Source organism: Saccharothrix sp., assembly GCF_031180885.1.
Taxonomy (GTDB): domain Bacteria; phylum Actinomycetota; class Actinomycetes; order Mycobacteriales; family Pseudonocardiaceae; genus Actinosynnema.
Genome location: NZ_JAPSLK010000006.1, coordinates 175,209 through 191,210, shown reverse-complemented (window position 1 = coordinate 191,210; position 16,002 = coordinate 175,209). Strand labels below are relative to the sequence as shown.

Genomic DNA, 16,002 nt, shown 5'->3' with positions numbered 1-16,002 from the left:
CGCACAACCTGGCGACGTCAGCGACAACGTCACGGGCAGCTTGGCAGCGCAAGTCGTTAGGGTGGACTGCCCGGAGTCGCACCGGTCCACAAACGACCTGTTCACGCGCTCTCAGCCGGTTTTCCGGTCCGGAAACAGCGGACCGACGAGGAGGTCCCCCGCGGATGGCTGGTTCTGGTCAGGGGTCGGGTCCCCGCGCCGTTTTCGCGGAGCGGTTCGCGCTGCTCTACGCCGCGGCGGGCGACCCACCCCTGAAGCGGGTGACCGAGTCGGTCAGCCGCGCCCGCCGCACGGACGACCGGGGCCGGCCCGTCCGGGCCACCGCGCAGCGGGTCAGCGACTGGCGGCGCGGGCGCAACGTGCCCGCCCGGTTCCCGGCACTCTCGGTAGTGCTCGAAGTCCTCATCGGCGAGGCCCGCAAGGCCCGGCCGAAGCCGTCCGTCGCCGGCCTGTACGACCTGGAGGCGTGGCGCGCGCTGTGGGAGGAGGCGCTGGCGAGCCCCGCCGCGTCCCCCGAGGACGAGGACCCGCCCAGTTCCGACGAAATCGGCGTGTGCCCCTACCGCGGGCTCGCGGCATTCCAACCCGAGGATTCCTCGTGGTTCTTCGGGAGGGAACGCAGCACCGCCGCGCTGGTTTCCCGATTGGGCGCCGCGGTGGACAGCGGTGGAATCGTCATGCTGGTCGGCGCTTCGGGTGCCGGGAAATCGTCGTTGGTGCGCGCCGGGGTCATTCCGTCCATTCGCGACGGCGCATTGGCGGTGCCCGGTTCGGAGAAATGGCCGTCGATCGTGCTGACGCCCGGCGCGGACCCGGTGAAAGAACTCGTCGGGCACATCCCGGAACTCGCCGACGTGCTGGACCCGGCGGTGGCAATGGACGTGCCGGAGCACCCGTCGGAGACGTTCGTCGGGCAGTCGATGATCGGCGTGCTGCGGTTCGCGGGGCGCATCCGGGACGCGTTCGCCGCGCACGCGGCCAACCACGGCGGAGACCGGGTGGTCGTCGTGGTGGACCAGTTCGAGGAGGCGTTCACGCTGTGCCCCGACGAGGGGCTGGTGCAGCTGTTCGTGCAGGCGCTGCACGCGGCGTGCACCCCGTCCATCCCCGGCGGTGACGCGCCCGCGCTGGTCGTGCTGGGGGTGCGGGCCGACTTCTACGGCCGGTGCCTGGCCTACCCGGAACTGGCCGACGCGCTGCAGGACCGGCAGATGGTGCTGGGTCCGATGACCTCGGCCGAGCTGCGCGAAGCGGTGTCCCGGCCGGCCAAGGCCGCCGGACTCCAGTTGGAGCCGGGCCTGATCGAGCTGATGCTGCGCGACCTGGGCGTCCGCAGCGGGCGCGCGCCGGGGCGGGCGTCGCAGGGCGCGTACGACGCGGGCGCGTTGCCGCTGCTCTCGCACGCCCTGCTGGCCACCTGGCAGCGCCGCACCGCGGGCAAGCTGACCATCTCCGGCTACCGCGCGGCGGGCGGCATCCAGGGCGCGGTCGCGGCGACCGCCGAACGGGCGTGGGCCGACCTCGCGCCGGAAGCCCAGGCCGCCGCCCGTCCCCTGCTGCTGCGCCTGGTCCGGGTCGGCGAGGACACCCAGGACACCCGCCGCCGTTCCACCCGGCACGAGCTGGTCGAACAGGCCCCGAACCGGGCGGCCGGCGAGGAGGCCCTGGAGGTCCTGGCCCGCGCCCGGCTGGTGACCCTGGACGCGGGTTCGGTCGAGATCACCCACGAGGCGCTGCTCCAGGCGTGGCCCCGGCTGCGCAGCTGGATCGACCAGGACCGCGAGGGCCAGTTGCTGCGCCAGCGGCTGGAGGAGGACGCCGCGAGCTGGGCGCACCAGGACCGCGACGCGTCCCTGCTGTACCGGGGCGCCCGTCTGGAGACCGCGCGGCACTGGGCGGACGCCGCGGGACCGGGTGGCCTGACCGGGGTGGCGCAGGACTTCCTGGCCGTGTCGACGCAGTACCGCAGGCGCGCCCTGTGGGGCAGGCGCAGCGCGGTGTCGGTCGTCGTGGTGCTGGCGATCATCGCGATCACCGCGGCGGTGCTGGCCGTGCGGCAACGCGACGACGCCGTGTTCCGCCAGGTCGTGGCCGAGGCGGACCGCCTGCTGGAGACCGACCCGTCGCTGTCGGCCCAGCTGGACCTGGTCGCCTACCGGATGCGACCCGAGGACCGCGAGGTCCACACCAGGGTGCTGTCCACTCAGGGCCTCCCGCTGGCCACCCAGCTCGTCGGGCACCAGGGCGCGGTGTACCTGACGTCGTTCTCCCCCGACGGCAACACCCTGGCCACCGCCTCCTACGACAACTCCGTCCGCCTGTGGGACCTGCGCGACCGCGACAACCCGAAACCCCTCGGGACACCGCTGCGCGCGCACAAGAGCTGGGTCAGCTCGGCGGTCTTCAGCCCCGACGGCAAGACCCTCGCCTCCGCCAGCGACGACGGCACCGTGCGCCTGTGGGACGTCACCGACCCCAGCCGACCGCGCGCCCTCGGCCAACCCCTGGACGGCGACAACGGCACCGTCTACCTGGTCGCCTTCTCCCCCGACAGCCGCACCCTGGTCACCGCCAACGGGGACCACACCGCCCGCCTGTGGGACGTCACCGACCCGGCCGCCCCCCAACGCCTGGGCGACCCCCTCGGCCACCACACCGGCCAGGTCCGCTCGGTCGCGTTCTCCCCCGACGGCCGCACCCTCGCCGCCGGCGGCGACGACCGCACCGTCGTCCTCTGGGACGTGTCGGACCGCAACGCCCCCACCCCCATCGGCGCGCCGCTGACGGGCTACGACGGCATCGTCCGCTCCCTGGCCTTCTCCCCGGACGGCAAGACCCTGGCGACCGGCAGCGACGACAAGACCATCCGCCTCTGGAACGTGGCCACCCCCAGCGCCCCGGTCCCCCTGGGCCGCCCGGTGACCGACCACACCGGCCCGGTCTGGTCCGTGGCCTGGCACCGCGACGGCCGCATCCTGGCGTCGGGCTCGGCGGACGGCACCGCCCGCCTGTGGAACGTCACCGACCCGGCGCACCCCCTCGCCGTCGGCCACCCCCTGACCGGCCGCAACGGCATCGTGTACGCGGTGGCCTTCAGCCCGGACGGCTACACCCTCGCCACCGGCAGCCAGGACAGCGCCGTCCGCCTCTGGTCCCTCCCCCGCACGGTGCTGGTCGGCCACGCGGCCCGCACGGTCGGCCCGGTCTTCACCCCCGACGGCAAACGCATGGTCACCGGCAGCCGTGACCGCACCATCCGCGTCTGGGACCTGACCGACCCCCAAGCCCCCCGCAGCGCCCTGTCCACCACCACCCCGGACGATGCGGGCGTGTGGGGCATGGCGATCAGCAACGACGGCACGACCATCGCCTCCGTCAGCGACAAAACCCTCCGCCTGTGGGACCTCACCGACCCGCGCGCCATCACCCCGCTGGCCGGCCCCATGACCCTGAACACCCGCTACACCGCCCCGGTCGCTTTCAGACCCGACGGAAAACTCCTGGTCACCGGCTACGACGACGAGTCCGTCCAACTCTGGGACCTCAGCGACCCGAAAAACCCCCGCGCCGCCGGCAAACCCCTGGTGGGCCACATCGGCTACGTCCACTGGGCCGCCTTCACCCCGGACGGCAAAACCCTGGTCACCGCCAGCGCCGACCAGACGGTCCGCCTGTGGAACGTCGCCGACCCCACCGCCGCCCAGCCGTTGGGCCAGCCGATGACCAGCCACACCGGCGCCATCCGAGCCGGCGCCCTCAGCCCCGACGGCAAGACCCTCGCCACCGCCAGCGACGACAAGACCATCCGCCTCTGGGACCTGACCACCCCCGCCAAGGCCAAGCCCTTGGGCGACCCGCTCACCGGGCACGTCGAGGCGGTGGTCTCGGTGACCTTCAGCCCCGACGGCAAGACCCTCGCGGCCGGCGGCGACGACCGAACCATCAAACTCTGGTCCCTCCAGGACCACCTGCGCCCGGAAGCCATCGGCCAAGCCCTGACCGGCCACGACGCCGGCCTCCACGACGTCCGCTTCTCGCCGCAGGGCAACACCATCGCCTCCACCAGCCTGGACACGACGGTCAGGCTGTGGGACCTGGAACCGGCCGACGCCATCACCCGAATCTGCGCCAAGACCAAGGGCGTCCTACCGGAGGACCAGTGGCGCAAACACCTCCCCCAACTCGACTACGCCCCACCGTGCACCTAGCCCCTCGCCGCCGCCCGCTTCCTCAATTACGGGACGCACGAGCCGGCGATCGGTGCCGAAATCGACGACTCACACGATCGAGTGACGTCCCTATCGGGCTGCGGTGAATCGCGAAACCGCAGGTAGATCGCGTGCGGTGAGAGCGGAGGCGGTGCTCGGGTCGGCGGGAACGTGCGCGGTGCGAGCCGGTGCGGCGGCCTGAGTCGGGCGGCGAGCACGCCTGCGCGATAGCCGGGCGCGAGCGGCCGGCAACAGGCAGCGGAGGCGGGCAACACAGCCCAACACGGCAGCCCGGCCCAGCAGCGCAGGCCGGCGGCGCGGCTAGGCAGGGAACGCGACTCGGCAGGGAGGGCAGGTCAGCAGCGCGGCAGCGGGAATGCGGCCGGCGGGGGACTGCGGCACGCCGGGTGGTGGCTGGGTGCAGCGCGAGCAGTGGGTGGTGCGTGACTGCGGCGTGCGAGGGGCGGGGTGGCGATGAGCGTCGGCGGGGTCGGCGTGCGAGTGGTCGGTGTTTGGGGAGGTGTGGGGGGGCCGTAGGTTTGGGCAGGAATTGGCATGGACTTTGCACGGCTTGTCACTAGGTTGCCAGGCATGCGTCTACTTGGCCGGGTGGGGAGCCCGCAAGCGGCGGTCGCGGTGCTTGTCGCGATCACCGGTGTCTACATGGGGCTCGTGGTTCTGGGCAACGTCACCGACTACGAGACCAACCGCGCGTTCGTCCAGCACGTGTTCGCGATGGACACGACCTTCCAGTCGCCGAACACCATGTACCGCGCGATCACCAGTCAGACCGTCGTCACCATCGCCTACCTGCTGATCATCGCCTGGGAGGCGGTCACCGCGGTGGTGTTGCTGGCCGGACTGGTGGCCTGGGTGCGCGGGAGGACGGTCGTCGCTCGGCGGTTGTCGTCGGTGGGATGGGTCATGCAGATCCTGTTGTTCGGCGGTGGGTTCATCGTCATCGGCGGGGAGTGGTTCCTGATGTGGCAGTCGAAGGACTGGAACGGGTTGGCGGCGGCGTTCCAGAACTTCGTCGTGGCGGCTGTCGGGTTGATCGTCCTGCACTCATCCACAAAGGACTGATGCGGAGGGGCGTGTGTGCGGAGGGGAGGTCGTTGTGTGGCGGCCTCTCCTCCGTGTCAGTGGGGTTACCTGGCTTGCGGATGTCCTTGTGTGGTCGCGAGGTCTGCCAGCGTGAGCAGCTCGCGTTCGCAGAGGTCGAGGTCCAGTGACTCGTCCTCGGCCGCCCTGGCCAGCACCCCGTTGCGCAGGGCCAGGATGAAGATCGCCATCGTGTCCGCGTCGAACGCCCGGAACTCCCCCGCCCGCTGCCCCTCCCGCAGCAGGTCGGCCATCCGCCGGTAATCCTCGTCCCGACCCTTCACCGAGACATGTGGTCGAACCTGCATCAACGCGACCGTGTGGGACCGGTGGGCGCGCATGAACCGCAGGTTCGCCACGAGGAACGCCCGCAGCTCGCCGGCCGCCGTCTCCGACCGGTCGAGGAAGCCCATGACGAAGTCCGCGTACCGCCGCAGGACCTCGGCGTACACCTCGTCGACCAGTTCCTGCTTGCCCTTGAAGTGGTACGAGATCAATCCGGTGCTGCTCAGCCCGGCGCGCGTCGCGATCTGCTTGAACGACGTCGCCGCGTAGCCCAGTTCGGCGATCGTCTCGATCGCCGCGCCCACGATCTGCGCCCGCCTGGCCTGCTCGGTCACCGATTTTGCTCGCACGAGCAAAAATTAGCACGAGCGAGTAAGAATTTCACTCGACGGACCCGTCGGAGATCCGGCCTCCCGACCGACGATGGGGGTGTGAGCGATCCGCAAGCCCACCCGGACCCGGCGTTCGCGCTGCTCGACGTCTACGACGCGGCGCTACCGCAGGTGTACGGGTACCTGCTGGCCCGGTGCGGCAGCAGGGTGCTGGCGGAGGAGTTGACCTCGGAGACGTTCCTGGCGGCGGTGCAGTCGGCGCGGAACGGCGGCCCGGTGACCCCGGCGTGGCTCATCGGGATAGCCCGGCACAAGCTGGTCGACCACTGGCGGCGCCGGGAGCGCGAGGAACGCGGACTGCGCCTCGCGCACACCGAGCCGGACGTCGAGGACCCGTGGGACGAGCACATAGACGCCATCCAGGCCCGCGACACCCTCGCCGGGCTCAGCCGCACGCACCGGTGCGTGTTGACGCTCCGGTACGTCGACGGACTGCCGGTGCCCGAGGTGGCCGAGCTGCTCGGGCGGACCGTCCACGCGACCGAGGCGCTGCTGGTCCGCGCCCGTGCGGCGTTCCGCCGGGCCTACCCGGGAGGCCGCCATGGGTGAGCGGTGGCCGACGGTGGCTCGTGCGATGTGGAACGCGCGCCGGGGTGGGCGTGCGACCGCCGCCGTGGAGGTGTGGTCGGCGGGAGTGCGGTCGGCACGGGTGCGGTCGGTGCCGGTGTGGTCGGTGCCGGTGTGGTCGGTGCCGGTGCGGTCGGTGGGGGTGTGCGCTGCCGCGGGGACGAGGTCTGGAGAGTGGGCCGGTGGGTTCGCCGGCGGGCAGGCCGGGGTTGGGCGGTCCGCCTCGGGGAAGGTCGAGGTCGGTGGGTTCGCTGTCGTGTCGGGGTTGTCGGGGAGTTTGGTCGGGGGTTGCGATGACTGATCCGTTCGACGCCCTCTACCTGCCGCTGCGACCGGTCGAGCCGGACGCCGGGTTCGCGGAGCGCCTGCGCGAGCGCCTGGAACGAACGATCTTGTTGGGAGAGGACATGAGCACCACCGGAGCTGTGCAGACCGAGTACTCCACCGTGACCCCCTACCTCGCGTTCCAGGACTCCATGGCCGCGATCGAGTTCTACGTGGACGTGTTCGGCGCGCAACGGCGGGGCGAGCCGGTGATGATGCCGGACGGGTCGGTCGGGCACGCCGAGATCGCAATCGGCGGCTCGGTGCTGATGCTCGCCGACGAGTGGCCCGAGTACGACCACGTGGCCCCCACCGGCACTGGTGTGCGCCCGATGCACCACGTGCAGGTGGACGACGTGGACCTCGTGGTCGAACGCGCCCGCGAACGGGGAGCCGAGGTGCTGCGGCCCGCCGTGGACACCGGGCACGGGTACAGCAGCACGATCCTCGACCCCTTCGGGTACCGGTGGATGGTCGCCGCCCGCACCAGCCGGGCGCAGGGCGTCTCGCCGCAGAGCACGGAGAGGGTGCCGCACGGGCACGTCGGCTACTACACGCTGACCGTGCCCGACGACGAAGCCGCCAAGCGCTTCTACGGCGCCGTGCTCGGCTGGACCTTCACGCGGGGCCGTGTGGAGCACGGGTGGGGGATCGAGGGCGCGGGACTGCCGATGTCGGGCCTCTGGGGCGGACAGGCTCGGGCCGGTTGGAAGCTCATGTACGCCGTGGACGACCTGGAGGCCGCGCTGGCCCGGGTGCGCGAGCACGGCGGCACGACGCGGGAACCGGAGCAGCAGGCCTACGGGCTGGCCGCGGAGTGCACGGACGACCAGGGCATCGAGTTCTGGCTCTGGCAGCAGTGACAGCGGAACCCGGGACAGCGGCTGCCGGGACAGCGGGAGCCGGGACAGCGGGAGCCGTCGGACCGAGGACTGCGCGAGTGGTGATCGAGTCATGGGTCCATGTTCGAACATGTGTTCGAACTTGACAAGATCACTTTCGAGTGAAACGGGCTAGCCGAGGATCTGGCGGAGCTGGTCCAGCAGCTCCGCCCGGCTCGTGCACCCCAACCGCTGCCGCATCCGGGCCATGTGGTGCTCGACGGTCTTCGCCGAGATGAACAGCCGGTCCCCGACCTGTTTGTAAGTCAGCCCGCCCACCACCAGCTCGGCGACCTCGCGCTCCCGGTCGCTGAGCTTGCCCGCGTCCACGGCCTCGACCACCGGCTCGGCCGGCTTGCGCCCAGCGCCCACCGGACGACCCTGCAACAACCGGGCGCAGTCCAGCAGCCGCACCATCGCCTGCCGGTCGGACGTCCTTATCGCCGCCTGACCGGCCAACCGCGCCGCGTCCCACCACTGCCCGGCCGCGTGCAGCCCGCGCGCCGCCGACTCCACCTGGTCCGGGTCGACCTTGCCCGCCAGCACGTCCAGCCAGCTCTCCGCGGCCGCCGAAACCAAAGCCCCGTAACGGCTCCGGTCGCGGAAGGAGGCCAGCGCGGAGGCGTGCTCCTCGGCCACGGACGTCTCCTCCGCGATGATCGCCGCGTGCAAACCCGCCCAGTGCAGCGGGATCGCCCACAGCGGCGGGTCTCCCAACTGCCGCAACACGTTCCGCGCCGCCATCAGGTGCGGTGCCAGCCGGTGCTGGTCGCGCAGGCGCGCAGCCGCCGCGGCGAACTCGCCCAGCGGCAGGAACGTGTAGAGGTCCACCGGGTGCCGCAGCACCGCCTCGCACGCCTGGTCCCATGTCCGCTTCAACGCCGCCAGGTCGCTGTTGCGCCGCGCCACGCCGATCTCCAGCGCCACGGCGAAGATCCAGTCACGCGGTTCCAGCGGACGCCCGACCTTGCGCAGGAGCACCAATGTCTCCCGTGCCTGCACCAGGTTCCCTTGCACCATCGCGATCCACGCCCGCAGCAACCGGTGCCGCACGTCCATCAGCACGCCGCCGAGCGACGTCGCCACCGCGCGGTCCAGCACGGATTCCGCGACCGACAGCTCACCGCTCTGCATCGCCACCAGCGCGGCCAGCGCGGCGGGTGTGTCGGGCAGCAGCACGGCCCGCCCGGCGGGTTCGAGCAACGCCGCCGCGCGCACCAATGTGGACAGTGCGGCCGTCGAAGTCCCGGTAACCGACTCGACAACCCCTTGTGCCATCAGGGAAGCACCGCCGTCGAGCATGGTCGGCGGTGCCACCGGCAGCGTCCCGGTCGGCATTCGACCCGTGCCCACCTGCCCGACCACGGCGAACGCGGTCGACGTCGCGCTGGGCGACCACCGGTGCAACTCGGTGCTGCGCGCCAACTGCCCCCGATGCGCCAGCGCGATCGCCGCCACCTCGGCCGCCGCGCCCCGGTGCTCCTGGTCGCCGCCGGAGATCACCTGGTCGGCCAGCCGCAGCGCCGCGTCCAGGTCGCCGGACATCGCCGAAGCCGCCGCCTGCCGCACCGCCACCTCGGCGGACGGCGTGCCCACGGCGGCCAGCAGCCGCGCGGACAGCGCCGGGTCGGTCGGCAGCGCCTCACGGGCCGCTGCCTGGAACGCCGCCTCCATCGCCGGACCACCCACCCCGGTGCCCAGCAGGGGCTTGACCAGGTCGAGCACAGGTCCACCGGACCTCAGTTGCAGCTCGGCCAGCTTCTGCCGCCCGGCGATGCGCCGGTCGGTGCGGCTCAGCGCCGCCACGGCCGCGCGGGCGATCGGCAGCAGGGTTCCGTCCGGCGCGAGCAGGCCGGTCGCGCGACCGGCCTCGATCACCTCGCCGACGGCGTCGACGTCCTTGCCCAGCAAGGCGCTCAGCAGGTCCAGTCGCAGTGCGGCGCCGGCTTCGGCGGCGAGCAGGAACTTCTGCACGTCCGCGTCCAGCCAGTCGAGGTCGGCGCGGAAGGACGCGATCACCTCGGCGGTCACTTCCGGCGCATTAAGACCGGCCAAGCGCGCCACAAAGCGGGGCACACCGCCCGTCTGGTGGTGCACGAAGTCCACCAACGCGCGGCTCGACGCCGGTAGCACCGCCTTGACCTGCTCACGTGTGAACGCGGGAGGCATCAGAGGCGCACGTACGCGTCCCAAGGACTCCGCCAACGCCGCCAAAGCGCGCGACCGGGGCCACGGCCGGTACGCGACGACGATCCGCGTGTCCCCTTGCTCGACCAGCGATCGCAGGGAGAGCAGCTCACTGTCACCCAGGAGGTGGGCGTCGTCCACGATCGTGGCCTCGACGCCGGCGTCCCGGTAGGCGCGCTCGACCTCCCGCAGCACGGTGGTCTTGCCGTACCCGCCGGGCGCCAGGACGCCGAGCCGCAGCACCGCCTCGGGCGCGGCGGCGATCCCGTCCAGCACTCGGCGGGCGTCCGCGTCCAGCACCGGTCGTTCGGTAGTCATGCGCAGGCTCAACGGCCGTCCTCTGAGTCGTGTGCGTCGCGGGAACGGCGTCGTCCCCCGGTCACCGCGAGCCCCTGCACGACGCGCTTCACGGTGCGCCGTTCGGGCAGGTCCAGCGGGGTGATGTCGATCGGCGGGCGCGGCGGTGGGGCGGTGAACTCGGCATCGGGGACGTCCATGTCGCCCACGGGGAACCGGAGCAGCGGGTCGTCGTCCCGGACCATCACGGAGGTCTCTATGGGCTCGCTGTCGTCGGGTCCGAGGATCATGTGCCGCCCGGCGAGCGCGGCGCCCTTGACGGCGGTCGTCTCGGGGGCGGCCTCGAAGACCACCCGTCCGGGGAGCAGGGCCGGGATCAGGGGGATGCGGGTGCTGCCGCCGACCAGCACGGTGGCCTCCAGCGACGTGCCGCGCACTACCCGCTCGAACACGGACACGGCCTGTTCGACCGACGACCGGATCAGTTCGTCGAACTTCGCCCGGCTGAGTGGCACGTCCACTCGTCCGGATGGCAGGTGCACGGGGATCACGGTCTCGAAGGTGCCGGAGAGCACGCGCTTGGCCGCCTCGCAGTCGCGCCGGAGCCGCCCGTAGAGGCCGCGGGTGCGCGGGTCCTGCGCGTCGAGTTCGCTGAACGCCCGGCCCAGCTCGGTCCGCACGTGCCCGAACACGAGGTCGTCGAAGTCCACACCGGTGTCCTGGTCGGGCCCCTCGGCCCAGGCCACGACCTCGAACGGGCGGACCACGGCGGCGCTGAACGCGTGGCTGCCCATGCTGAACACGCCGACCGGGCCGCGGGTGAACGAGTGGCCGGCCGCGGCGGCGAGCGGTTCTGCGAGCAACGTCACGTTCTCCAGGCCCATGACCCGCAGCGCCTGGTGCATCAACCCCTTGTGGTGTGCCCCCCACCCGACCGGGTGACTGAGCACGATGCGTTGAGCTTGCTCACCCTCCCGGGCGGCGACCTGGCCGGCGACCCAGCTCACCATGAGCGCGGTCAGCTCCTCGGCTGTGAACGGTTCGTCGCCGAGGACCACGGGCACGCCGTCACCGACCCGGGCCCCGAAGCCGGTGGCGGTCCACCGGGGGTCGCCGGGCTCACCCACCGCGAACGTCCCGTCCGCCATGAGCTGCAGAGACGACGCGACACCGCCGCCCGGCCCGCCCAGGCCGACGACCTCCGGCTCGGCCCGTCCGGCGCCGCCGAGGCGGCACAGGGCGGCGGCGGTGCGGGTGGTGCCCACGTCGACTCCGAGGACGTACGGCAACTCGGAGCCTCCTTCACTCACCTGGTCGGGGTAGCGCTTGACGGTTCGTACACGGGCTACCGAGGGGTCACAAGCACATCCCCTAATCCCCTAGGGAGTGAACGAGAACCACCCCATCGTGGTTGCGGCATCTACTGGGAGTAATCCCCGATGGCGGGATCTCCCCCGGTCAATACCTTGATCGCCATGGCGGGACCCACCCCTGCCGGTCCACGCCACCCCGCGACTACCTAGCCAGGAGAAATCGATCATGGGCACCAGCCCCAACACGCTGCACGACTTCGTCCTCGACCTGCTGAGCAACCCGACCGCGCTGGCCGAATTCCAGGCCGACGCCGAGGGTTCCCTGGCCGCCGCGGGCCTGAGCGACATCAGCGCTCTGGACGTGCAGGAGGTCCTCCCGCTGGTCCTCGACTACGTGCCCGCCGGGAGCCTGCCCGCTCTCGACGGCTCGCTGCTCAACGAGCTGCCGCTGGACGCGACGGACGCCCTGGGCGCCATCGGCCAGCTGCAGGCCGTGGCCCAGCAGGTGGCCCTCTCGGGTGTCTCCGGCTCCTCCGACGTGAACCTGGCGGCGGCGGGCGCGCTGAGCGCCGACGCCAGCGGCCTGGAGGTCTTCGGCGGTGTCGCCGGCTGGGGCCCGGTGGGCGACGTGGCGGGTTCGCTCGACGCGTCCCTGTCCGGCGACTTCTCCGCGGTGGGTGACGTGACCGGTGCCCTGGACGGCACGCTGGCCACCGCGGGCGGGGTCACCGACCTGGCGACCGGCTCCCTGGACGGCGCCCTCGCCACCGCCGGCGGAGTCACCGGTGCGCTGCCGGCCGCGGACGGCCTGACCAGCCCCGCGTTCGGCGCGGTCGACACGCTGACCGGCGTCGTCGACAGCTTCGGTGGCTTCGCCGGCAAGGTCGCCGGCAACGTGACCACCAACGTGTCCGGCCTGGACGCGGGCGACGTGACCACCGCCCTCAACGTGGACGGCCTGACCGGCCTGGCCTCCTCCGGCGACGTGTCGCCGGCGAACGTGGTCGACACGGTCGAGGACACCGCCGACGGCCTGATCGGCACCGCCGGCCTGACCAGCACCGTCAACCACGTCGGCGCCGTCAACGCGCCGCTGCTGGGCGTCGGCCTCAACGACGTCCCGGTGGTGGGTGGCGGCGACATCAGCGACGCGCTCTTCTAAGTCGCTCGCGGACTGATCCACTACCCGAGGGCCGGTTCTGTCCAGAGGACAGGGCCGGCCCTCTCTTTCACCTCACCGAGTGAACACGGCACACTCTTCCGGGTGATGTCCGCACCCTGGCTCGACGTGCTCGACGACACGATCCGGTCCTGCGCCGCCCACAACCGGCCGGACCTGGCCGAACGACTCCGCGAGAAGCGCGCCCGCCAGCTCGACCCGAAGCTGCGGGTGCTCGTCCTGGGCGAACCCAAGCAGGGCAAGAGCCAACTGGTGAACGCCCTGGTCAACGCCCCGGTGTGCGCGGTCGGCGACGACGTGACCACGACCGTGCCGACGTTCGTCCAACACGCGGAGACCCCCAACGCGGCCCTGGTCAGAACGATCGCGAACACCCCCACCGAACGCATCCCGGTGCCCATCGACCAGCTCGCCAGCAAGGTCCGCGCCGGGCACACCGGCGAGCTGCTGCGCGCCGAGGTCGGCATCCCGCGCGCCCTGCTCACGTCGGGACTTGTGCTCATCGACACACCCGGTGTGGGTGATCTGCGTCCCGCGCACACCGCCAGCACGTTCACCGCGCTCCTCCAGGCCGACGCCGTCCTGATGGTGTCCGACGCCACAGCCGAGCTGACCGCGTCCGAGCTGGAGCTGCTGCGGCAGGTCATGGCGTCCTGCCCGAACGTCACCGTGGTGCTCACCAAGATCGACATCGCCGCCCAGTGGCGGCGCGTCCTGGAGCGCAACCGCGCCCACCTGGCGCGCGCGGGCGTGCCGGCCAAGCTGATCCCGGTGTCCGCGGCGCTGCGGCTGCGCGCCGCGAAGACCGGTGACAAGGCGCTGAACGCCGAGTCCGGGTTCCCCGAGCTGCTGGAGTGCGTGCAGCGCGACATCGTCGCCGCCGCCGACGTGCTGGCCCGCCGGTCGGTCGCCGTCGTCGCCGCGGGCGCGATCAAGCAGCTGGTCGCGCCGGTGCGCGAGGAGCTGACCAACGACGGTTCGAAGAGCACCCACCAGACCATCGCCGCGCTCAACGAGGCCCAGCGCCGCATCGACGAGCTGCGCCGCCGGTCCGCGCGCTGGCAGACCGTGCTGTCCGACGAGATGGCCGACCTGGTCTCGGACATCGAATACGACCTGCGGGAACGGACCCGGCGGATCCTGCGCGAGGTGGACCGGGTGTTCGAGACCGCCGACCCGGCGCTGGGCTGGGAGGAGTTCGAGCGGTGGCTGGAGGACAACCTCACCGAGGCCGCCACGCAGAACTTCACCTGGCTGATGGAGCGGGCGGAGTGGGTTGCCGAGAAGGTCGCGCGCAGCTTCCCGGTGCGGCGCGACGACCTGCTGCCCGAGTCGATCTTCCCGGCGGACGTGCTGGACCGGGTGTCCAAAATGGAGAAACCGACCATCGAGCGGTTCACCATCGGGCAGAAGCTGTTCACCGGCCTGCGCGGCTCCTACGGTGGTGTGCTGATGTTCGGCCTGGTCACGAGCCTGGCCGGGATGCCGTTGATCAACGCGATCTCGCTGGGGGCGGGCGCGTTGTTCGGCGGGAAGTCCATCTTGGACGAAGGTGAGCAACGGCTGAAGCGGCGGCAGGCCGCGGCGAAGGTGGCGGCGCAGCGGCACGTGGACGACTTCTTCATCAAGTTCAGCAAGGACTTCCGGGACGCGGCCCGGCACATCCAGCGCAGCCTGCGCAACCACTTCAGCACCCTGGCGGAGGAGTTGCAGGAGACGCTGCTGGAGTCGGCGCGCGGTGCGCGGCGGGCCGTGCAGGACGACACCGCCGAACGCGAGCGCCGGGTCCGCGAGGCGCGGCACGAACTGGACCGGCTCGTGCAGCTGTACCAGCGGGTGCAGGCGCTGGCGGCTGGGCACACGCCGCCGTTGGGGATCAGCGCGTGACGCTCGTCGACGAGGTGTGGGCGCTGCTGGAGGACGCGCTCGCGGTGTACCGGGACAGCCCGCGCGCGGTCGCGTGGCTGCGCGGTCACCAGGCGCGGTTCAGCGAGCCGGTGCGGGTGGCGGTCGCGGGCGCGCCGCGGACGGGCAAGTCGACCGTGGTCAACGCGGTGATCGGCGAGGAGTTCGCGCCGACCGGGACGTTCACCTGGTACCGCGACGGCGCGCAGGCGCGGGCGACGGTGGGGCCGCACGAGGTGCCCGTGGCGCGGCGGGACGGGCGGGCGTTCATCGACGTGCACGACGTGGACCGGGTGACCGTGGAGTGGCCGTCGCGGTCGCTGCGGGACCTGACGCTGATCGACACGCCGGGCGACGCGCCGGTCGAGCAGGTGTACGGCGAGGCGGACGCGGTGCTGTTCCTGACCAGGCACATGCACAGCACGGACGTGCGCTACCTCCAGACCGCGCACGACCACCCGGTGGCGCGGGCGGCGCCGGTGAACACGGTGCTGGTGCTGGCGCGGGCGGACGAGATCGGCGGCGGGCGGATCGACGCGCTGTCGTCGGCCAAGCAGATCGCGCGGCGGTACCGGCGGGAGGCGCAGGTGCGGCCGTTGTGCCAGAACGTGGTCGCGGTGGCCGGGCTGCTGGCGGTGGCGGCGCGGACGTTGCGGGCGGAGGAGTTCGCGGCGCTGGCGGCACTGGCGTCGTTGGCGCGCACGGAGTTGGAGGACCACCTGCTGTCCGCGGACCGGTTCGTGGGTGCGGACTTCCCGGTGCGGCTGGACCCGGCGGTGCGGCGCGGGTTGGTGGAGCGGTTCGGGATCTTCGGGGTGCGGCTGACGACCACGTTGATCCGGCAGGGGTTCGACACGCAGGTGAAGCTGACCGGGCAGTTGGTGCAGCGCAGCGGGTTGGGTGAGCTGCGGGAGTCGATCGGGCTGTACTTCAGCGAGCGGGCGGACGTGCTGAAGGCGCGGTCGGCGTTGCTGGGGTTGGACGTGGTGCTGCGCAACGAGCCTCGGCCCGGGGCGGCCGGGTTGGCGGTCGGGGTGGAGCGGATCTTGGCTTCGGCGCACGAGTTCCGGGAGCTGCGGCTGCTGGCGGCGTTGCAGGGTGGGCGGGTGAAGCTGCCGGGGTTGGACGACGAGGCCACGCGGCTGGTCGGGGGGTTCGGGACGTCCGCGGTGGCGCGGTTGGGGATGGAGTACGAGCCGAGCGAGGTGGAGCTGCGGCACGTGGTGCTGGACACGTTGGGGCGGTGGCGGGAGCAGGCGGCCAGTCCCGCGCTGGACCACGGGCAGCGGCGGGCGGCGGGTGTGGTGGTGCGCAGCTGCGAGGGGATGCTTGCCGGGTTGGGCTGAGGTCGGGGCGCCTAGC

11 protein-coding genes are annotated in these 16,002 nt (G+C 72.1%); 8 read left to right on the top strand and 3 right to left on the bottom strand.

All coding sequences use genetic code 11. The features are described from left to right. Positions 1-164 precede the first annotated feature (164 nt). Together RIN75_RS11880 and RIN75_RS11875 are read left to right on the top strand one after the other, a co-directional pair. Positions 165-4,208: a WD40 repeat domain-containing protein gene (locus RIN75_RS11880; protein ID WP_309111902.1), complete on the top strand. Its 4,044-nt coding sequence runs from the start codon at positions 165-167 to the stop codon at positions 4,206-4,208. 609 nt (positions 4,209-4,817) lie between these two features. Continuing rightward, entirely contained in the window at positions 4,818-5,291 is a 474-nt protein-coding gene (locus tag RIN75_RS11875) for a DUF2165 domain-containing protein (RefSeq protein WP_309111901.1), read from the top strand. 65 nt (positions 5,292-5,356) lie between these two features. On the opposite strand, the gene RIN75_RS11870 is transcribed toward RIN75_RS11875, so the two are convergent. Further along, positions 5,357-5,944 (bottom strand): TetR/AcrR family transcriptional regulator, encoded by a 588-nt coding sequence (locus RIN75_RS11870; protein ID WP_309111900.1) that lies wholly within the window; start codon positions 5,942-5,944, stop codon positions 5,357-5,359. An 81-nt stretch (positions 5,945-6,025) separates the two neighbouring features. Here RIN75_RS11870 and RIN75_RS11865 point away from each other — a divergent pair, with 81 nt between their 5' ends. Genes RIN75_RS11865 through RIN75_RS11855 form a run of 3 tightly spaced genes read left to right on the top strand, consistent with a single transcriptional unit; the run spans position 6,026 to position 7,740 of the window. Then, the gene (locus RIN75_RS11865) at positions 6,026-6,535 is read left to right on the top strand and encodes a sigma-70 family RNA polymerase sigma factor (protein WP_309111899.1); all 510 of its coding nucleotides are present in this window, start codon (positions 6,026-6,028) and stop codon (positions 6,533-6,535) included. Continuing rightward, on the top strand, positions 6,528-6,854 hold the full coding sequence (locus tag RIN75_RS11860) for a hypothetical protein (RefSeq protein WP_309111898.1): 327 nt from the start codon (positions 6,528-6,530) through the stop codon (positions 6,852-6,854). The genes RIN75_RS11865 and RIN75_RS11860 overlap by 8 nt, the downstream gene beginning before the upstream one ends. Continuing rightward, positions 6,847-7,740: a VOC family protein gene (locus RIN75_RS11855; protein WP_309111897.1), complete on the top strand. Its 894-nt coding sequence runs from the start codon at positions 6,847-6,849 to the stop codon at positions 7,738-7,740. Before RIN75_RS11860 ends, RIN75_RS11855 begins: the two co-directional genes overlap by 8 nt. Positions 7,741-7,890: 150 nt before the next feature. On the opposite strand, the gene RIN75_RS11850 is transcribed toward RIN75_RS11855, so the two are convergent. Both RIN75_RS11850 and RIN75_RS11845 read right to left on the bottom strand, forming a co-directional pair. Continuing rightward, positions 7,891-10,263: a LuxR C-terminal-related transcriptional regulator gene (locus tag RIN75_RS11850; RefSeq protein WP_309111896.1), complete on the bottom strand. Its 2,373-nt coding sequence runs from the start codon at positions 10,261-10,263 to the stop codon at positions 7,891-7,893. A gap of 8 nt (positions 10,264-10,271) precedes the next feature. Continuing rightward, the gene (locus RIN75_RS11845; RefSeq protein WP_309111895.1) at positions 10,272-11,552 is read right to left on the bottom strand and encodes an Hsp70 family protein; all 1,281 of its coding nucleotides are present in this window, start codon (positions 11,550-11,552) and stop codon (positions 10,272-10,274) included. A gap of 229 nt (positions 11,553-11,781) precedes the next feature. Between RIN75_RS11845 and RIN75_RS11840 the strand changes: the two genes are divergently transcribed. From RIN75_RS11840 to RIN75_RS11830, 3 genes are all read left to right on the top strand, one after another. Further along, positions 11,782-12,717 (top strand): IniB N-terminal domain-containing protein, encoded by a 936-nt coding sequence (locus RIN75_RS11840; protein WP_309111894.1) that lies wholly within the window; start codon positions 11,782-11,784, stop codon positions 12,715-12,717. 105 nt (positions 12,718-12,822) lie between these two features. Further along, positions 12,823-14,622 carry a dynamin family protein gene (locus RIN75_RS11835; protein ID WP_309111893.1) on the top strand — a complete coding sequence of 600 codons (1,800 nt, stop codon included), beginning with the start codon at positions 12,823-12,825 and terminating at the stop codon, positions 14,620-14,622. Continuing rightward, complete coding sequence (locus tag RIN75_RS11830) at positions 14,619-15,986, top strand: GTPase domain-containing protein (RefSeq protein ID WP_309111892.1); 1,368 nt, start codon at positions 14,619-14,621, stop codon at positions 15,984-15,986. The genes RIN75_RS11835 and RIN75_RS11830 overlap by 4 nt, the downstream gene beginning before the upstream one ends. Positions 15,987-16,002: the final 16 nt, after the last annotated feature.